Annotated in this window: 20 protein-coding genes; 9 read left to right on the top strand and 11 right to left on the bottom strand. The window is 71.4% G+C overall.

Annotated elements, in window-relative coordinates; genetic code table 11:
- Positions 1-33: 33 nt before the first annotated feature.
- The 4 genes from alr (at position 34) to ACIBR0_RS13130 (ending at position 4,478) form a co-directional block, all read left to right on the top strand.
- On the top strand, positions 34-1,167 hold the full coding sequence (alr, locus tag ACIBR0_RS13145) for an alanine racemase (RefSeq protein ID WP_396715169.1): 1,134 nt from the start codon (positions 34-36) through the stop codon (positions 1,165-1,167).
- Positions 1,164-2,210: a D-alanine--D-alanine ligase family protein gene (locus ACIBR0_RS13140; protein ID WP_396715167.1), complete on the top strand. Its 1,047-nt coding sequence runs from the start codon at positions 1,164-1,166 to the stop codon at positions 2,208-2,210. The genes alr and ACIBR0_RS13140 overlap by 4 nt, the downstream gene beginning before the upstream one ends.
- Positions 2,210-3,385: a UDP-N-acetylglucosamine--N-acetylmuramyl-(pentapeptide) pyrophosphoryl-undecaprenol N-acetylglucosamine transferase gene (locus ACIBR0_RS13135; protein ID WP_396715165.1), complete on the top strand. Its 1,176-nt coding sequence runs from the start codon at positions 2,210-2,212 to the stop codon at positions 3,383-3,385. Before ACIBR0_RS13140 ends, ACIBR0_RS13135 begins: the two co-directional genes overlap by 1 nt.
- Positions 3,386-3,767: 382 nt before the next feature.
- Entirely contained in the window at positions 3,768-4,478 is a 711-nt protein-coding gene (locus tag ACIBR0_RS13130) for an OBAP family protein (protein WP_396715163.1), read from the top strand.
- 223 nt (positions 4,479-4,701) lie between these two features.
- Here the strand turns inward: ACIBR0_RS13130 and ACIBR0_RS13125 are convergent, their stop codons facing one another.
- From ACIBR0_RS13125 to ACIBR0_RS13085, 9 genes are all read right to left on the bottom strand, one after another.
- Positions 4,702-5,301, bottom strand: coding sequence for a class I SAM-dependent methyltransferase (locus ACIBR0_RS13125; protein WP_396715161.1), 600 nt, complete (start codon positions 5,299-5,301; stop codon positions 4,702-4,704).
- Positions 5,302-5,387: 86 nt separating this feature from the next.
- Positions 5,388-6,368 (bottom strand): M56 family metallopeptidase, encoded by a 981-nt coding sequence (locus tag ACIBR0_RS13120; protein ID WP_396715159.1) that lies wholly within the window; start codon positions 6,366-6,368, stop codon positions 5,388-5,390.
- Positions 6,365-6,760 (bottom strand): BlaI/MecI/CopY family transcriptional regulator, encoded by a 396-nt coding sequence (locus tag ACIBR0_RS13115; RefSeq protein ID WP_396715157.1) that lies wholly within the window; start codon positions 6,758-6,760, stop codon positions 6,365-6,367. Before ACIBR0_RS13115 ends, ACIBR0_RS13120 begins: the two co-directional genes overlap by 4 nt.
- Complete coding sequence (locus ACIBR0_RS13110; protein ID WP_396715156.1) at positions 6,757-8,163, bottom strand: cytochrome c biogenesis CcdA family protein; 1,407 nt, start codon at positions 8,161-8,163, stop codon at positions 6,757-6,759. Before ACIBR0_RS13110 ends, ACIBR0_RS13115 begins: the two co-directional genes overlap by 4 nt.
- The gene (locus tag ACIBR0_RS13105) at positions 8,160-8,825 is read right to left on the bottom strand and encodes a DsbA family protein (RefSeq protein ID WP_396715154.1); all 666 of its coding nucleotides are present in this window, start codon (positions 8,823-8,825) and stop codon (positions 8,160-8,162) included. Before ACIBR0_RS13105 ends, ACIBR0_RS13110 begins: the two co-directional genes overlap by 4 nt.
- 208 nt (positions 8,826-9,033) lie before the next feature.
- On the bottom strand, positions 9,034-9,939 hold the full coding sequence (locus ACIBR0_RS13100; RefSeq protein ID WP_396715152.1) for a sulfite exporter TauE/SafE family protein: 906 nt from the start codon (positions 9,937-9,939) through the stop codon (positions 9,034-9,036).
- Positions 9,936-10,532 (bottom strand): rhodanese-like domain-containing protein, encoded by a 597-nt coding sequence (locus ACIBR0_RS13095; protein WP_396715150.1) that lies wholly within the window; start codon positions 10,530-10,532, stop codon positions 9,936-9,938. The genes ACIBR0_RS13100 and ACIBR0_RS13095 overlap by 4 nt, the downstream gene beginning before the upstream one ends.
- 90 nt (positions 10,533-10,622) lie before the next feature.
- A complete protein-coding gene (locus ACIBR0_RS13090; protein WP_396715149.1) occupies positions 10,623-12,020 on the bottom strand; it encodes a rhodanese-like domain-containing protein in 1,398 nt (465 codons plus the stop codon).
- Between the two features lie 133 nt (positions 12,021-12,153).
- Complete coding sequence (locus tag ACIBR0_RS13085; protein WP_101409340.1) at positions 12,154-12,423, bottom strand: metal-sensitive transcriptional regulator; 270 nt, start codon at positions 12,421-12,423, stop codon at positions 12,154-12,156.
- 155 nt (positions 12,424-12,578) lie between these two features.
- Here ACIBR0_RS13085 and ACIBR0_RS13080 point away from each other — a divergent pair, with 155 nt between their 5' ends.
- Complete coding sequence (locus tag ACIBR0_RS13080) at positions 12,579-13,781, top strand: FAD-dependent oxidoreductase (RefSeq protein WP_396715146.1); 1,203 nt, start codon at positions 12,579-12,581, stop codon at positions 13,779-13,781.
- A 70-nt stretch (positions 13,782-13,851) separates the two neighbouring features.
- Complete coding sequence (locus ACIBR0_RS13075; protein ID WP_396715144.1) at positions 13,852-14,244, top strand: DUF302 domain-containing protein; 393 nt, start codon at positions 13,852-13,854, stop codon at positions 14,242-14,244.
- A 46-nt stretch (positions 14,245-14,290) separates the two neighbouring features.
- Here ACIBR0_RS13075 and trxA read toward each other — a convergent pair whose 3' ends face one another.
- Positions 14,291-14,659, bottom strand: a complete 369-nt coding sequence (trxA, locus tag ACIBR0_RS13070; protein WP_396715143.1) for a thioredoxin — start codon at positions 14,657-14,659, stop codon at positions 14,291-14,293.
- A 178-nt stretch (positions 14,660-14,837) separates the two neighbouring features.
- Between trxA and ACIBR0_RS13065 the strand changes: the two genes are divergently transcribed.
- The 3 genes from ACIBR0_RS13065 to ACIBR0_RS13055 all read left to right on the top strand — a co-directional run bounded on the left by ACIBR0_RS13065 (position 14,838) and on the right by ACIBR0_RS13055 (position 17,019).
- Positions 14,838-15,152: a rhodanese-like domain-containing protein gene (locus ACIBR0_RS13065; protein ID WP_396715141.1), complete on the top strand. Its 315-nt coding sequence runs from the start codon at positions 14,838-14,840 to the stop codon at positions 15,150-15,152.
- A complete protein-coding gene (locus tag ACIBR0_RS13060) occupies positions 15,149-15,520 on the top strand; it encodes a rhodanese-like domain-containing protein (protein WP_396715139.1) in 372 nt (123 codons plus the stop codon). The genes ACIBR0_RS13065 and ACIBR0_RS13060 overlap by 4 nt, the downstream gene beginning before the upstream one ends.
- A 119-nt stretch (positions 15,521-15,639) precedes the next feature.
- Positions 15,640-17,019: a rhodanese-like domain-containing protein gene (locus tag ACIBR0_RS13055; protein WP_396715137.1), complete on the top strand. Its 1,380-nt coding sequence runs from the start codon at positions 15,640-15,642 to the stop codon at positions 17,017-17,019.
- 129 nt (positions 17,020-17,148) lie between these two features.
- Here the strand turns inward: ACIBR0_RS13055 and ACIBR0_RS13050 are convergent, their stop codons facing one another.
- Positions 17,149-18,138: a LacI family DNA-binding transcriptional regulator gene (locus ACIBR0_RS13050; RefSeq protein WP_396715136.1), complete on the bottom strand. Its 990-nt coding sequence runs from the start codon at positions 18,136-18,138 to the stop codon at positions 17,149-17,151.
- Between the last annotated feature and the right edge of the window lie 316 nt (positions 18,139-18,454).

Below are 18,454 nucleotides of genomic sequence, written 5' to 3'. Positions count from 1 at the left end.
GTGATCAGCGGGAGCGCCCCGCTGGGCGAGGCCGTGATCGATCTCGCGGCGATCGCGGGAAACATCCGGACGATCGCGGCGATCGCACGCACCGGGTTGATGGCCGTGGTGAAGGCCGACGCGTTCGGGCACGGCGCGGTGCCGGTGGCGTGGGCTGCGCTGGGAGCCGGCGCCGCGTGGCTGGGTGTGACCTCGGCGACGGAGGCGGTGGCACTGCGATCGGCGGGCATCGACGCGCCCGTCCTGAGCTGGCTGCACCGCCCGGACGAGGACTTCACCCGCCTGATCGCCGCGGACGTCGACATCGCGGTGTCGACCCTCACCCATCTGCGGGCGATCGCCGACGCGGCCACGGAACTCGGTGTGCCGGCCGCGGTCCACCTCAAGGCGGACGTCGGTCTGTCCCGCAACGGTGCCGACGGCGACGAGTGGCCCGACCTGGTCGCCTGGGCTCGCAAGCACGAGGCGGAGGGCACCGTCCGCGTACGCGGGGTGTGGTCCCACCTGACGAACGCCGATGTGCCGGGATGCCCGAGCATCGCGCGGCAACTGTCGACGTTCCGGGAGGCGCTGCGGATTGCTCGGGATGCCGGGCTTGAGCCTGACGTGGTGCATCTGGCCAACTCGGCGGCGGCACTGGCCGCCCCGGAGACCCGGTTCGATCTCTGCCGGATCGGCCTGGCCATGTACGGCATCGACCCCTTCGGCGCGACCGGTCCTCGCCGCCTCGGCCTGCGACCCGCCATGGCCCTGCGGTCACGGGTGATCAACCTGAAGCGCGTGCCCGCCGGGACCGGCGTCTCGTACGGACCCGACCACGTGACCCGTCGGCCGACCACGCTCGCTCTGCTGCCGCTCGGGTACGCCGATGGCCTGTCGCGCACCGCCGAGGGCCGCGCGCGGGTCTGGCTCGCTGGTCGACGGTGTCCGATCGTCGGCCGCATCGCCATGGATCAGTGCGTCGTCGATGTCGGTGATCTACCGGTGGCCCTCGGCGATCCCGTGGTCGTCTTCGGCCCCGGCGCCGCGCCGGGCTCGCCGGACACGGCCGAGCCGACGGCCGCCGAGTGGGCGCGGTGGGCCGGCACCAACCCGCACGAAGTCTTGACCGGAATCGGCGCGCGAGTGGCGCGCGTACACCTGCACGGGGAAGCGGCGACATCATGACTGTTCGTCTGGCGGTGCTGTTCGGTGGGCGCAGCGGGGAGCACGACGTCTCCCGGCGCTCGGCGGAGAGCATCCTGGCCCATCTCGACCGCGACACGTACGACGTGACCGAGGTGCTGATCGAGCGGGACGGCCGGTGGCGGGTGGACGGCGAGCCGGCCACGTTCGCGCAGGCGCTGCGGATTCTCGGCAACCAGGACGTGGTGTTCCCGGCGCTGCACGGCCCGTACGGCGAGGACGGCACCGTCCAGTCGATGCTGGAGTGGCTCGGCGTCGCGTTCGTCGGAAACGGTGTCTTCGCCAGCGCCGCGGGGATGGACAAGCCGGTCACGAAGAAACTCCTCGCCGCCGACGGCCTGCGCGTGGCCGCCGGGGTGACGCTGCGGCCCGACGAGGAACTGTCGTCGCGGGACCAGGAACGCCTGGGACTGCCCGTCTTCGTCAAACCGGCCCGGGCCGGCTCCAGCCTGGGGGTCTCCAAGGTCGAACAATGGGCGCAGCTACCCGCCGCCCTGCGGCTCGCGCGCGAGAGCGACGCGAAGGTTCTCGTCGAGCGCGCCGTAAGCGGGCGCGAGATCGACGTCGGCGTCCTCCAGCACCCGGACGGTCGCGTCGAAGCCGGGCCGCCGCTGGAGATCCGGGTGACGGACGCCGCCTTCTTCGACTACGACGCCAAGTACGACGGCGGTGCCGACTTCCACATTCCGGCCCGACTCGACCCCGGCATCGCCCGACTGCTGCAGGGCCGGGCTGTGCAGGCATTCCACGCGCTCGGCTGTCGTGGGCTGCTCCGCGTCGACTTCTTCCTCCCCGAACCGGACGCCGACCACGACCGCGACCACGACCACGGCACGGCGTGGACCGGAGACGGCCGGGAGCCGGTGATCAACGAGGTCAACACCTTCCCCGGATTCACCGCCGCATCCCAGTACCCGCAGATCTGGCAGCGGGCCGGAATCGACTTCCCGGCGCTGCTCGACATCCTCATCCAGGGCGCACTGCACCGAGACGTCGCCGTCTCCGCCTGCTCGAGGTCCTGCTGATGGCCGTCTACACCGCCGGACATCTCCGCAGCATCCGCGTGATCGTCACCGGCGGAGGAACGGGCGGACACACCTACCCCGCGCTCACCACGATCCGTACGCTCCGCGCCCGACTGGCGGCGGCCGGCACCGCGCCGGACATCCTCTGGGTGGGCGTCGCCCACGGACTGGAGGCCGGAGTCGCCCGGCAGGAGGGCATACCCTTCACGGCGATCACCACCGGCAAACTCCGCCGCTCGCCGAACCTGCACGAGTGGGGCCGCAACCTCGCCGACGCCTTCCGGGTGCCGCTCGGCATCGTCCAGGCCGTCATGGTCCTCGTGCGCGCCCGGCCCGACGTGGTCTTCTCCACCGGCGGGTACGTCTGCGTCCCGATCGGGATCGCCGCCTGGGTGACCGGCACCCCGCTGGTCATGCACGAGCAGACCCTCACGGTCGGGCTGGCGAACCGGGTCCTCGCCCGCCTGGCCGACCGGGTCCTGCTGAGCCACGAATCCTCCATCGCCCATCTGCCCGCCCGGGCGAAACTCCGCGCGGTGGTCACCGGCAACCCGATCCGGCCCGAGATTCTCGCCGGTGTCCGCGACCGGGCGCTCGCCGCGTACCACCTGGATCCGCGCCTGCCGCTGGTGTACGTCACCGGCGGCGCCCAGGGCGCCGTCCAGGTCAACGACCTGATCGCCGACATCCTCCCCGGCCTCCTGCCGAGATGTCAGGTTCTGCACCAGTGCGGCGACCACTCCCTCGACCGGATGCGGCAGGTCGCGGCCGCCCTCCCGGAACACCTGCGCAGCAGGTACCGGGTCGTCGACTACGTCCACGGCGAGCTGCCCGACGTCCTGAGCGCCGCGGACATCGTCGTCGCGCGCAGCGGCGCCGGTACCGTCGCCGAACTCACCGCCCTGGGCAAGGCATGCGTCTTCATCCCGCTCATCCCCACGGGGGGTGACGAACAGCGGCGGACCGCCCGGCACCTCGCCGACGCCGGCGCCTCCCGCATGCTCGCCGGCTCAGACGCGTCCGCCGACCGCCTCTACCAGGAGATCATGGCGCTGCTCGACCGCCCGGAGCGACGCCGGGAGCTGGCCGACGCCGCCCGTCGACACGGCCGCCCCCAGGCGTCCACGGCCGTGGCCGGCGCGATCATCGACGCCGCCGACCGGTACCGATCGTGACCCCTGCGTCTGACGGGAGCGAGGCGCTGGTCGGCAGCGCGTCGATGCGGGCGCAGGGACGCTCCCGCCCCTTCGTCCTGGGCACCTGGACCGAACGATCGCCCGAGCCCGGGCCCGTCGCGGCCGCCTGGCCTGACGAAGCAGTTCCTCGGACCCGAATCCCTCGCTGACAGCGTGACCCGATCTGCAGGTTGCTCCCCACTCTCGAGGGCTACATGTTGCCTGTCAGGGTTGCAGGGGAAGCCCAGGCAACAGCGATACCAGAATGCTGCCCTGTCCGTCCGACCGGCTATCCGGAGGAGAAATCGTCCGCGCGGCCCTGCCGGTGCCGAGAATGAGACCGATGGCGAACAGTGACGGGACGACGAGTGAGGGAGCAACCATGGATCGACGACCCAGCCCGGTACAGCCCCCCGGTGAGTCGACGACCCTCTGGCACCAGGGCCTGTCGCTCGGGTCCAAGGCCTTGCAGGACACCGCGCCGTTGAAGGGATTCGACGCCTACGTCGTCGGGTTCCACCCAGCCAAGGACGAGCCGTCCATGCAGATGGAGGCGCACCATTACTGCCGCCAGGTCAACGACGACTTCCTGCAGTGCGTGCTGTTCGACGGCAACACCGCCGAGGCGAACCTCATCGGCGTCGAGTACATCGTCTCCGAACGCCTCTACGACACCCTGCCCGAGGCGGAACGCCCCTACTGGCACCCGCACAACTACGAGGTGCTCGGCGGCTCACTCATAGCGCCAGGGCTACCGGCGCCGGCCGAGCGGGCGCTGATGGCAATGCTGATGAACAGCTACGGCAAGACCTGGCACACCTGGCACACCGGCCGCCTCGACACCGGCCCCGGTGACACTCTGCCGCTGGGCGACCCGATGCTGATGTGGTCCTTCAACCGAGACGGTCAGTGCGACCCCGCCCTCGAAGAGCACCGCAACCAGGCGATGGGCGTAGATCGGACCGACAAGCGGGAGTCCCGGTCCGGCCTGCTCGACCGCGCCCACCCGCAGGTCGGAGTCGCCCTGCTCGATGACGCCTTCCCGCACAGCACGCCGGTTCCTGGGGTGGTGGACCGGCGCACCGGGCGATAGCCGCGAGCACACCGGGGGCTGTCCCCCGAGCGCCCCGACTGACAGTGCGGCGCCACAGGGAATGGAGAGTGCGAAATGGGCGGAACCGGCGATGCGCCGGCTGCCAGCCACGCTCATTTACACCGACTACAGCGCCTCCGGCCGGTCGCTCGGTCTCATCGAGGAATGATCCCGGACACCGACGGACATGTTCGCGGTTCCGCGGTCGTGCACGCCGGAATGGTCAGGAACGTTCGGCGACCACGACCGTGTCCAGGGCGTCCACAGCTCGGCCCTCCACCGTCACGGGCCGGCGAGCAGTCTCAGCCCGGCGGATCCGCAGCCCCGGCAGCTCTTTCACCACCGCCTCGGGGGTGAGCAGGATAGCGGGGTCCTGCGGGCCACCCGTGCCGCCGGAGAGGTTTTCGAGGTCGTGGCCGACCACGAGGACCCGCCCGTCGGCACGTACCGCGGAGCGGGCGTTGGCCAGCACGGCGGCGATCTCGGCGGCAGGCAGGTGCAGGTACGCGATCAGCACCAGGTTGAAGCCGTCGGCGGGCGGCTTGTACTCGGTGACGTCGGCCACCTGCCAGTCGACGCTGACGTCTCGCTGGCGGGCCAGCTCCCGGCCCCGCTCGATGGCTACCGCGGAGAAGTCGACTGCGGTGACCTCCCAGCCCTGCTGTGCCAGCCACACCGCGTTGCGTCCCTCACCGGCGGCGAGGTCGATCGCCCTGCCGGGGGACAGACCGGCGACCTCTTCCACGACGAAGCGGTTGGGTTCGGCGGTCCACACGAGTTCCGGGGCGCTCGCGTACCGCTCGTCCCAGGCATTGCTGTCCATCGTCGTGCTCCTTTCGAGGTGCGAAGGATCGTTTCCCGGCGCAGCCTCATCCTTGCCGAAGTCGGCGGCGGACGGGGCCGAGGCCGTCAGCTGCCTGCCAGGTGGGCGGGACTCTCGGCCGGGGGTGGCGAGTTGGTCGGACAGGTGGCGTCCTGGAGGGCCAGGCCGGCGGAGGCGACCGCCACGGCCGGCGGTCCGGTCAGGAGCAGTCCGATCGCGCTGGCGGCGACGAGGCGATGGAGGATCCGGGGTCGGGCCGGCGGGGCGAGCATCCGGCGTACCCGCTCCACCGCCGCCGTCCCCGTCCCCGTCCCCGCACCCAGAGCGTGCCGGGGAGCGCGGTCGGCGAGCTGGACGATGGCGGTGGCGACAGCATGCCTTCCGTGGCGCTCGCTCGCCCGGTCGTCGGCCAGGTGCTCCACCAGCCGTCTGATCTCCGTCTCGGCCGCGTCGGCCATCGGCAGTCCCGGCAGAGCGCGGTGGAACGCGACGGCGAGGGCGACGAGGAGGTGGTGTCGGCCTCTGAGGTGCGCCCGCTCGTGCCGCAGTACGGCTGCGAGCTCGTCGGCGGTGAGTGCGTCGATCGCGGCGCTGGTGACGACGACCTGGCCCGGGCGGCCGGGCAGGCAGTAGACCGCGGCCGTGGCGTGGTCCACGACCGTCCAACCGTTGGCGCCCGGTCGGCCGAGGGGCAGCAGTGCGGCGAGGTGGCGGCGGCGCCAGCGGCGGGCGGAGGTGAACGTCACGATGAGACTGATCAGAAGGCGGGCGGCGAGAACCGCGGTGGCGAGCAGTCCGATCACGGCGAGCGTCTCGTTCGGGGCACCGAGGCCCGCCAGGGCCCGCGTGCACGCGACGACGACGCCTTCCAGGCCGGCGGCGAGGGCAGCGGGCGGTACGGCGACCAGCAGCCCGGCGGTGAGGACGGCGACGCTGACGGAGAGCTCCGCGCCGAGCCAGAGTCCGACAGTGAGCCGCGGCAGGGAGGTCGTCCATCGCCCGGTCAGGGCCGGACGGGCGAGGACCGCCACCGCGGCCGCCCAGGCCAGCAGTACCAGACTGGTCACGGGTTCGGCGTTCCGCGCTGGTCGAGCAGCTCGCGCAGGGCGGCAGCCTCCTCGGGAGTCATGGTGTCGACGAACCGGGCCAGTGCGGCATGCTGGTCGGCGGCCGAGGAGAGCGCCTCGGCCATGAGCTGGCCAACGTGTTCCTCCCGGCTGGCCTTCGGGCGGTAGCGGTACGCGCGGCCGGCAAGGTCGCGCTCCGCCCAGCCTTTGCGATGCAGGTTGTCCAGGACCGTCATCACCGTGGTGTAGGCGAGGCCGCGGTCCGCCATCGCGTCGACCATCTGCCGCACCGTGAGCGGCCCAGGAGCTTCCCACAACGCGTTCATCACCGCGGATTCCAGCGGACCCAGCGGACGGTCGTTGCCGGGGTCCTTCCTTCCGGATCGGCTCACCGGACGACCCTACCGTCGGCGGCGACCGGATCCGACGCCACCGGAGCCGGGCAGGCCCGTTCACCGGCGAGCCGACGCCGGAGCGTCCAGGCGAGCAGGACGATCGAGGCCGCGGCGAGTACGGGCTGCGCCGGGGCGAACCAGCTCATCGCGCCGCTGTAGCCGAGCGCGATGAGGACGATCTTGTTGCAGACGGGGCAGCCGACGGCGAACAGGGACAGGGTCGCCCCGGTCACGCCGGTCCGCGACTCTCTGCGACCGGTCGCCTTGTCGCCGGTTCCGGCGACCGGCGCGACGTAGGTCGCCAGGAGCAGCCCTGACAGGACCGCGGTCACCACCAGCACCGGCCACGCCCACCAGGTGACGGCCATGTCACGGCTGAAGTAGGGGGTGTCGATCAGGTCGGTGGGAACCCCGATCACCACCGTGGTCGCCACGGCGCCGGCGACCACCGCAATCCACCGTCGAGCCGGCCACGCCCACGGCTCGGGCGCGAGGTTCACCCCGGCCATGTCGGTCGCGGCCGGAAGCCGGGCGGCAGCGGTTTCCTCGGCGGTCTCCGGGGTGGCGGCGGTTTCCGCAGTCGCGGCGGCACGACGCCGGCGCAGCATCAGGACGGTGATCGCCGCCAACCCCGCGACGAGAAGGACCAGTTCGTCCGGCACGTCGCCGAGTGTTCCGGTTACCCACTCCTGCGCGGCGCCTTCGATGTCGGTCAGGCCGAAGCCGCCGGCGAGGCCCGCCGTGCCGTCGAAGAGCAGGAAGAGTACGCCCAGGGCGACGAAGAGCAGACCCGACACGGTCGACGTGGTGTGCAGGTGCAGCCGGCCGAGGGAGAACTGCCGGCCCCGCAGCCACCGACGCTCGCCGATGCGCCACCGGTCCCAGACGAGGGCGAGCAGCAGCAGGGGTGCCGTCATGCCCAGGGCGTAGACGGCCAGCAGAGCACCGCCCGTCGCGGGCTGCTCGGAGGTTGCGGCGACCGTCAGGATGCCGCCCAGGATCGGCCCGGAACAGAAGCCGGCGAGCCCGTAGACCGCGCCGAGGGCGAGCACCGACAGCGGACCGTCGCCGGTGATCCGTCCCATCAACCGCTGCGCAGGCCCGAAGGTGAACCCCTTGCCGAGCAGCTGCATGGCGCCCAGCGCGATGATCGACCATCCGGCGACCAGGATCAGGGTCTCCCGGTGCTGGAAGAAGACTCCGGCGACGACCGAGGATCCGGCGCCGAGCGGCACCAGCACGGCGGCCAGGCCCAGGTAGAAGATGCCGGTGCGGGCGAGCAACTGCCGCGGGTGCTGGAAGGCGTACGCGAAGAAGGCCGGCAGCAGCATGGCGCTGCATGGGCTGAGCAGCGCGAGCACTCCTCCGAGCAGGGCGGCGAGGTAGCCGATGTCGCTCATTCGGCACCCACCTGCCTGTCGATGGCCTGCTGGAAAGCCTCGTACGGCTGGGCGCCGACAATCGGGGTGTCTCCGACGATGAACGCCGGGGTGCCGGTGATGCCCATCGAGGTCGCCTCCTGCTGGTCGCGCAGGACGGCGGTGCGGGTGGCGGCGGAGGTGCGGTCGGTGTCGAACCGGTCGAGATCCAGCCCGATGCTCCTGGCGATGTCGCGCAGGGCGTCCTCGCTCAGGGAACCGCTGTTCACCCGGCGCTCCTTGGCGTACACGGCGTTGTGGAACTCCCAGAACTTCCCCTGGGCGGCGGCGGCGCGCCCCGCGGCGGCCGCGTCGTTGGACTCGGCACCGAGGTAGGGCAGGTCGCGCCATTCGATGCGGACCAGGCCCTTGTCGACGTATTCCTTGATCAGCTTCGGCTCGGTCTCGCGGGCGTGCCGTCCGCAGAAGGGGCACTGGAAGTCGGCGTACTCGAGGATCACGACGGGCGCGTCGGGCTTACCGAGCGCGAGAGGGTCGTTGGGCGCGCGCCGGGCAAGGCCGGCGAAGGGGTTCTCCGTCTGGCCACCGGCCGATCCGCCGGCGGCGGCACCGGTGGCTGGCTCCGCCGGCTCGTCGGCCGGCCGGGCGAGGATCGCCAGGATCGCGACGATCGCGATAACCACAACCGGGCCCAGCCAGCCAGCCGTCCGACGGATCGGGGGTGTACGCCTGGCGTTTGTGGGCGTCGGCTTCGTCGGGCGTTGCATACGTCCTCCAACTGTTGTGCGCATCTACTATGCAGCCTAGTACTAGAGACCCTAGTACTAGGCTGGCTAGTAAAGCGGGCGAGGGGCACCCGGATCTACCGGGCGCCCCTCGTGAGCCAGGAGCTCAGCGACGGGACGCGGACTCGGCCGGCTCCCGAACGGCCGACTCGCCGTGCGCCCCGGGCTTCCGCCGGCCGAGCGACACGGCCACCGCCACCGCGGCCGCAGCGGCAACGCTTACGCCCGCCCAGAGCAGCGGGTTGCTCCGCAGTTCCGCGGGCAACTGCTGGCCGAGCACGAAGACACCCATCACCACCACGAACCAGCCGAACGACTTGCGCAGCACGTCGGCCGGGATCTTCCCGGCGAGCCGGCCGCCGAGGAAGCTGCCGACGATGGCGGCGGCGGTGACGGCAGCGGCGAGCCCCCAGTCGATGCTGACGCTCGACAGATAACCGGCCAGACCGGCGATGGACTTCATCGCGATGACCACCAGCGAGGTGCCGACCGCGACGGGCATCGGCAGGCCGCCGAGCAGGGCCAGGGCGGGCACCACCAGGAAGCCGCCGCCAGCGCCGACCAGGCCGGTGACCAGCCCGACGACGATGCCGTCGATGATCACCCGGAACACCGGCAGCTCGTGTGGCACGGGCTTGCCCTCGGCGGAGCGCCGGCCGCGGATCATTGCGATCGCGGTGGCCAGCATCATGATCGCGAAGCCGGTGAGCAGATATGCCGCCGGGATGAACTCGGCCAGTCGGCCGCCACCGTAGGCGCCCGTCATGCCGGCCAGGCCGAAGATCAGGCCGGTACGCCAGCGCACCCGGTGGGCCCGGGCGTGCGGGAGGACGCCGACCGCGCTGGTGACGCCGACGACGAGCAGTGAGGTGGCGATGGCCTCCTTCGCGGGCAGGTCGGCAACGTAGACCAGCAGCGGTACGGCGAGGATGGAGCCACCGCCGCCGAGGAGGCCGAGGCTGATCCCGATCAGCACGGCCAGCCCGACGATCAGCAGCAGACTCCCACTCATGCCCGGCTCCCTGCACCGCGCAGCTGGCCGACGATGCTCTCCAGGTCGCAGCTGGCGCCGCGGTTGTAGGGCAGCTTGCCGAGCATCATGCCCATGGCGCAGGTGTTGGTCACCGCGGCGAAGGTGAGGCCGGCGCCGATGAAGCCGGCGACCCACGTCAAGCCGGGGACGAACACCGAGCCCAGGACGCTGGCCAACACGATGGAGCCGGCGACGAGGCGGACCTGGCGCTCCAGGTCCCAGCGCTGCTTCCCCTGCTTGATCGGGGCCTTGGTGGCCTGCCAGGCGAGCATTCCTCCGTTGAGGACCTTGAGGTTCGGCAGGCCGATCTCGGCGAGGGCCTGCTCGGCCTGGGTGGCGCGGGCGCCGGAGCGGCAGATCAGAACCACGTCCTCGTCGAGGTGGTTGCGCAGTTCCTCGCGGTGTTCCTTGAGCAGGTCCAGCGGGACGTTGTAGGCCCCGGGGATGTGCACGGTCTCGAACTCGGCCGGGGTACGCACGTCCAGCAGACGGGGAGCCCGACCGGAGTCAATCAGCTCACGCAGGCTGGTGGCGTCCAGGGTGGCGGGGCGGGTGGTCTCGGAGGTGGTCATTTCTCCTCATTCAGGTCACACCGTCGCGATCAACGGCAGGGTGGGATGCCGGCCAGCGCCGAATCGCGCCGGCCGTTCCGGGGGTACGGGTCAGCTGTTGTCGGCCATGGCGACGCCGGCCGCCTCGGCCTGGTCGAACCTGTCGTCGATGACGACGACCTCGCGGCCGGCGTTGGCCAGCAGGGAGGCTGCCGCGGTGGCCCGGTAGCCGGAGCCGCAGTGCACCCAGACAGCGCCGGCCGGTACGTCGGCGAGCCGCTGGGGCAGGTCGGGCAGCGGCACGTGCACCGCGCCCTCGATGTGGCCGTTGCGCCACTCGTTGGTCATCCGCACGTCGAGGACGACGTCCGGGGCCGGCAGGCCCGCCGGGGTGTTGCCGGCACGAGCCGCCGCCAGCGCCGGGAAGTCGGCCATCCGCTGCTCCCGCAGCTCCTCGGGCCTGCTCACCCACTGCTCCGGCTGGCCGGTGGCCTGGGCGGCCGGGCGGTCGATGCCGATGCGGACGAGTTCCCGCTGGGCGTCGGCGACCTGCTCGGGCGTCTCGGCGAGCAGGGTGATCGGTACGCCCCGGTCGATCAGCCAGCCGAGCCAGGTCGACATCGGGCCGTCCAGCCCGAGGCTGACCGTGCCGGCCAGGTGCGAGGCGGCGTACGCCTTGCGGTGTCGCAGGTCCACCACCCACTGCCCGTCTTCCATCCGCTCGCGCAGTTCGGCTGCGTCGGCGCGGGTCACCGGGGTGAGGTCGACCGGGGCCGGACCAGCGGCGTTCGCCACGCCCATGTGGGCGTAGTACGCCGGGTAGGCGTCGAGACCGGCGAGGGTCTGGGTGACGAAGCTGTCCGCCGCGAGCCGCAGCACCGGGTTCGCCTGCTTCTCCCGCCCGATGGTCGAGTCGGGGGCGTCGGCCTGACTGGCCGAGCAGAAGCTACCGAAGCCGTGTGTCGGCCATACCTGGGCGCCGTCGGGCAGCAGGTCGGCCAGCCGCCGCGCCGAGGCGTACTGGTGGTGGGCCAGTTCGTGGGCGTGCTCCTTGCCGAGCAGATCCGTCCGGCCGGTCGTGCCGAACAGCAGCGACCCACCGGTGAAGACGCCCGCCGGCTGCCAGTCGCCGTCGGTCGCCTCGTCGAGGACGTACGACAGGTGGTGGAAGGTGTGACCCGGGGTCGCGATGACCCGCAGGCGCAGGGCGCCCGAGACGGGCACCACGTCGCCGTCGGTGACCGGCATGCGGTCGAAGCCGACCTCGTCGGCGGCGACCAGGTAGTGCGCGCCGGTCACCCGGGCGAGCTCCAGGCCACCGGAGACGTAGTCGTTGTGGATGTGCGTCTCCACCACATGGGTGATCCGCACCCCCTTCTTGCCGGCGAGATACAGGACCCGGTCGATGTCGCGCTGCGGGTCGACCACGATCGCCACCCGGCCGTCGGAGGCCAGGTAGCTGCGGTCGCCGAGCGAGGACGTCGCGATGACGGACACCTCTACTGCCATTGCCGTTCTCCCTTCGCAATTCTCTATATACCCGGGGGGGTATGCAGGAGGCAGACTTCCGCGTCGACTCGGACGCGAGATGACTACCCGCCTAGGCCGTGGTCACGGCTGCCTGCGGGTAGTCATCTGCCGTTCAGGCCAGAGCGAGGAAGAGCTTCTCCAGCTCCTCTTCGGTCATCTCCGGCGCCTCGCCCCTGTCCCGAGCGGCGTTGCAGTGCCGCATCCCCGAGGCGATGATCTTGTAGCCCGCGCGGTCGATCGCCTTCGACACCGCAGCCAGCTGGGTCAGCGCCTCACGGCAGTCCTGCCCGCTCTCCATCATCTCGATGACCGCGTTGAGCTGCCCCCGTGCCCGCTTGAGCCGGGTCAGCGCCTCGCTGGTCATGTCAGGCCGAAGCTTCACCGCACTACCTCCCGCGTCAAAAGATACCCCAGGGGGTACAGCCTCGCCACTGGATACCCCCACGGGTATCCTCAACCGCAAGGGTCGCCCGGCCATTCCCCGGCCCATCCGGAGGACGCACCCCGGCGACCGCCCTTCTCACCCCAGGAGGTTCCATGGCTTCGGTACGGCACCACCAGGTGGTCATCGTCGGCGGTGGCACGGCGGGGATCAGCGTCGCGGCGCGGCTGCGCCGGGGGAACGTTCACGACATCGCTCTGATCGAGCCCGCCGAGCAGCACTACTACCAGCCGCTCTGGACGCTCGTGGGCGGCGGACTGGCCACCGCGGCGGAAACGGTAAGGCCGGAACGAAAGCTCATCCCGAAGGGGGTGACCTGGATCCGGGACCGGGCAACCGGGGTCGACCCGGACAATCGCACCGTCTCGCTCGCCGGCGGCGAGACCGTGGCATACGACCTGCTCGTCATGGCGCCAGGGCTCCAGCTCGACTTCGACGCGGTACCCGGCCTGGCCGAGTCGGTGGGCCAACGCGGGGTGTCCAGCAACTACCGACCCGACCTGGCCCCGCTCACCTGGGACTTCATCCGGGCCGTACGCGGCGGCACGGCGATCTTCACCATGCCGGCCGGACCGATCAAGTGCGGCGGCGCCCCACAGAAGATCGCCTACCTGGCGGCCGACTGGTGGCGGCGGCAGGGCCTGCTGGACGGCATCCGGACAATCCTGGTGCTGCCCACGCCGGCGATCTTCAGCCAGCCGGACTGGGCGAAGGTCCTCACCGGAATCGCCGCGAACTACGGCATCGAGGTGCGCTACGACTCCCAGCTCGTCGGGGTGGACGGCGAGGGCCGGCGGGCAGTGATCCTGGACAACGCCTCAGGCACCAAGGAGACGATCGACTACGAGCTGCTGCACGCGGTGCCGCCGCAGAGCGCGCCGGACTGGCTCAAGGGCGGCCCACTGGCCGATCCGGCCAGCCCGTTCGGCTACCTGGCGGTCGACCAGTACACCCTGCAGAGCACCGGCTGGCCCGATGTGTTCGCGCTCGGGGACGTGGCCAACCTGCCCACCTCCAAGACCGGGGCGGCCATCCGCAAGCAGGCGCCGGTCGTGGCGACCAACCTGCTCGCGGCCCGCCGGGGTGAGCCGTTGCCGGCCCGCTACGACGGCTACACGTCCTGCCCACTGGTGACGGCACACAACCGCATGCTGCTGGCCGAGTTCGACTACGAGCTCAAGCCGAAGCCGAGCTTCCCGTTGATCGACACGATGAAGCCGCGCTACGACATGTGGCTGCTCAAGCGGTACGGGCTGCCGGCGATGTACTGGCACGGGATGCTCCGCGGATTGGCCTGAGCGGGCATCTCCAAACAGCCGGAGCCGACCCGTCGGGGTCGGCATCATGTCAACTGAGGGGAGCAAACGCATGAGCTACGCGATGACCGTCCGCCTGTCCACCGGGTTCGGCCCGACCGTCGAGCGCGTCCGGGCGGCACTGAAGGACCAGGGCTTCGGGGTGCTGACCGAGATCGACATGCAGTCGACGCTCCGCGAGAAGCTGGGTGCCGACGTCGAGGACTACGTCATCCTCGGTGCCTGCAACCCGCCCCTGGCGCACCGCGCCATGCAGGCGGACCCGGCCATCGGCCTGCTCCTGCCGTGCAACGTGGTGGTCCGCGCCGAGGGGGCGGACAGCACGGTGGTGCAGGCCATGGACCCACAGGTGATGGTGCAGCTCAGCGACGCGCCCGAGCTGCGAGGGGTGGCCGACGAGGCCGCCGCTCGGCTGCGGGCCGCGCTTGACGCCCTGTCGGCCTGACGCGCGGCAGGGGTGCGGGATGTGCCCGCACCCCTGCGCCGTAGCGTCAGCGGCCGGCCGTGCTTTCGGCCACCTTCGCCCGCACCTCGTCCATGTCCAGGTCGCGAACGGCCTGGACAACCTGCTCCAGCGCGGCGGCCGGCAGCGCGCCGGGCTGGGCGAAGACCAGGATGCCGTCGCGGAAGGCCATCAGCGTCGGGATGGACCGGATCTGGGCGGCCGCAGCGAGGTTCTGCTCCGCCTCGGTGTCGACCTTGCCGAACACGATGTCGGCGTGCTTCTCGCTGGCCTTCTCGAAGACCGGCGCGAAGCTGCGGCAGGGGCCGCACCAACTGGCCCAGAAGTCGACCAGGACGATGCCGTCCCGGGTGACGGTCTCCTCGAAGTTGGCTGCAGTCAGCGCCACGCTCGCCATGTTCCACCCTCCGTGTGTCGACGGCGTTCTACGGTGGCAACAACATACCCGCGGGGGTATATCTTCCCGGCAACCCTGCTCACACCCGCCTAACCGGGTGGACGGAATGCGAGGCGACCTGACCGGGTTACGCTGGTCGCTGGTACCCCCCGGGGTATGGACGTCCGAGGAGAAGAAAATGCGAGAGGTGAACCTGACGGACTTCGCCGCCGCGCACGCCGATGGCGCTACGGTGGTCGATGTCCGGGAGCCGTTCGAGTACGTCGAGGGCCACGTGGCCGGCGCACGCCTGGTGCCGCTGGCCCAACTGCCCACCGCGGTGAGGGATCTTCCCCGTAGCCGACCCGTCTACGTCATCTGCGCCAGCGGCAACCGCAGCCTCACCGCCGCGCAGTTCCTGGCCCGCGCCGGCATCGACGCCCGCTCGGTCAGCGGCGGCACCGGCGGATGGGTCCGCAGCGGTCGTCCCGTCGTGGCGGGGCTGGACGCATGAAACTCGGCGGGATCCTGAAAAAGGTCTTCGGAAAGTCCTACACGTCCGTGGGACCCGAGCAGGCGGCTGACCTGATGGCCAGCGGTGGGGTGCTGCTGGACGTCCGGGAGCCGGCGGAGTGGCGGGCTGGGCACGCACCACGGGCCCGGCACATCCCGCTCGGCCAGTTGGCCGAGCGACTCAGGGACATCCCGGCCGACCGGCCGGTCGTCACCGTGTGCCGCTCCGGAGCACGTTCCCGGCAGGCGGCCGCGCTGCTCGCCCGGGACCACGGCCAGGTCCACAACCTGGCCGGCGGCATGCGGGCCTGGGTCGACGCCGGGTTGCCGCTGCGGGCGAAGGGCGGCCGGCCGGGCCGGTTGATCTGACCACCCGGCCCGCAGGCCGAGGTCCCGGAAGGGCGGAACCTTGGGCCCTCGGCATACCCCCCGGGGTATGCGCTATCGTATTTACATCGCCGGTCATCACTACGAAGGAGTTCAGCACCATGTTGTTCACCCAGTACTACCTGGACTGCCTGTCCCAGGCCTCGTACCTCATCGGTGACGAGACCACCGGTCGGGCGGTGCTCGTCGACCCGCGCCGGGACATCGACGAGTACCTGACCGACGCGCGGGCGCACGGCCTGACGATCGAAGGGGTGATCAACACCCACTTCCACGCCGACTTCCTCGCCGGCCACCTGGAGGTGGCCGCGGCGACCGGGGCGTGGATCGGCTACGGGCACCGGGCCGAGACCGAGTACCCGAGCCGCAAGCTGCGCGACGGGGAGCGGATCAGCCTTGGCGATGTGACCCTGGAGATCATGGAGACCCCGGGCCATACGCCGGAGTCCGTCAGTGTCCTGGTCTACGAGCGCGCCGACGACGCGGTGCCGTACGGGGTGATGACCGGCGACGCGCTGTTCATCGGTGACGTCGGCCGCCCCGACCTGCTCGCCTCCCTCGGTGTGACCGCCGGCGAGCTGGGCAGCATGCTTTACGACAGCGTGCAGCGCAAGCTCATGGGGCTGCCGGACGAGGTGCGGGTCTTCCCGGCCCACGGCGCGGGCTCGGCCTGCGGCAAGAACCTGTCCACCGAGCGGCAGTCCACCATCGGCGAGCAGCGCCGCACCAACTACGCCTGCGCCCCGATGAGCGAGGAGCAGTTCGTCGCCCTGGTCACCGGCGGCCAGCCGTCGGCGCCCGGCTACTTCGCCTTCGACGCCGTGCTCAACCGCAAGGCGCGGGAGCTGTTCGACCACAGCAAGGCCTCCCGTCCGCTGGGCGCCGCCGAATTCGCCCAGGCCCGGGCCGAGGGCGCGGTGGTGATCGACGCCCGCGACCCACAGGAGTTCGCCGCGGGTCACGTGCGGGGTGCGATCAACATCCCGGCCGACGGCCGGTTCGCCGAGACCGCCGGCAGCGTGGTCGCCCCGGACCGGAAGGTGCTCGTGGTCGCCCCACAGGACCGGGAAGAGGAGATCGTCGTACGCCTCGCCCGGATCGGCTTCGACCAGGTGATCGGGTACCTGCGGGAGCCCGAGGGGGCCTTCCTGGAGATGGCCGCCGACATGACCCGGGCCAGCCGGGTGACCGCCACGGAACTGCGCGGGGCGCTGGACGGGCCCGAGGCGCCTGTGGTGCTGGACGTGCGCAACGCCGGTGAGCGGGAGCAGGGTGCCGTCGACGGCTCGCTGCACATCCCGCTGGCCGAGCTGACCCGACGGGTCGACGAGGTGCCGACCGACCGGCCGGTCGTGGTGCACTGCGCCGGCGGCTACCGCTCCTCCGTTGCGGCCAGCCTGCTCCGCAACGCCGGTCGGGCGGACGTCTCCGACCTGCTCGGCGGGTACGGCGCGTGGCAGACGCTGCACGCAGCGGTCTGATTCCACCACTACGAGGCGGGCAGGTGACCGAGGGCGCCTCGGTCACCTGCTCGTCTGCGGGGCGAAGGAGAGGGATGAAAAAGCAGGCAGCGGACCACGCACCGGCGGAAGGTCCAGCATCCCGCCACCTCAACCGTGCGAGGGAGCCCCGACGCTGCGGCGGGCGACCAGGGTCGGCGCGATGGTCCGCCGCAGCGCGCCGCCGGTGGCCGACTCGATCTGCGTCAGCAGCATCTCCAGGCTCGCCTGAGCGACGGCGGCGAAGTCCGGCCGGATCGTGGTCAGCGGCGGGATGAAGTAGGCGGCCTCCGGCACATCGTCGAAGCCCACCACGCTGATGTCGTCCGGCACCCGGCGGCCGTGCTCGTGCAGGGCACGCAGCACACCGAGGGCCAGGTGGTCGTTGGCGGTGAAGACCGCGGTGACCTCCGGCATCCGGGCCAGCATCTGCCCGCACCGGTAGCCGGCCGCGGCGGACCAGTCCGCCGGCACCAGCGGCGGCACCTCCGCTCCCGCCGCCTGCAACGCCTCCCGCCACCCCTCGATCCGGCCGGCACTGTCGAACCAGTCCGGTGGCCCGGACACGTGCCACACCGTCCGGTGCCCGGCCTCGAGCAGGTGCGCGGTGGCGGCCCGGGCGCCGGCCACCTGGTCCACGGTCACCAGCGGCACCGGCCGGTGCGGATCGCCGTCGACCGTGACCAGCGGAACGTCCTTGGGTAGCCGCTCGAGGGCCTCGCCGGCCGACTCGACCGGCGCGATCACCACGATGCCGGCGACCCGGTGCGCCAGGTGCCGCTCCACCGCCGCCGAGATCGAGCGGTGGTCCAGGTCGCGCACGCTGCCGACGCTGACGGCGAAACCCGCCTCGGCAGCCGCCTGTTCGAGGGCGGCCAGCAGAGACGCCGGGCCGTAGAGGGTGGTGTTCTGCGCGACGACGCCGATCACCTGGGAACGGCCGGTCACCAGCGCGCGGGCCGCCCGATTGGGCCGGTAGCCGAGTTCGGTGATCGCCGCCTGCACCCGGAGCCGGGTCTGCTCCCGCACGTTCGGATGCCCGTTCAGCACCCGGGACACCGTCTGGTGGGACACGCCGGCGAGGCGAGCCACGTCCGTCATCGCAGGACTGCGCACGGCCACCTCACTCTCCTGCCTGCCCGCGGCGACCGCGTCCGGTCGATGTCGACTGAACCGGCGGGTGGTACGAATCCCTCACGCAGGCCACGACGTGTTTCGAGTGGCCCACGGATCGCCGACAGTCTACGCCAGTTGTCCTGGCGGCCACGGCGTGGCCATAGTCACCGATCGAGTCTTTCATCGAGATACCGACAAAATTGGCGGGCGTCCTTCTTCCCTTCGCACCCGGAGTTGCGAAAGGCCCCTTGTCCAGCGGTGCTGGAGGAGACAACAGAACCTCGACGGGTACGCGTGCCCG

Source organism: Micromonospora sp. NPDC049497, from assembly GCF_044465805.1.
Classification (GTDB): Bacteria; Actinomycetota; Actinomycetes; order Mycobacteriales; family Micromonosporaceae; genus Micromonospora.
The sequence above is the reverse complement of the archived record's forward strand: the minus strand, read 5'-3'. Positions and strand labels throughout refer to the sequence as shown.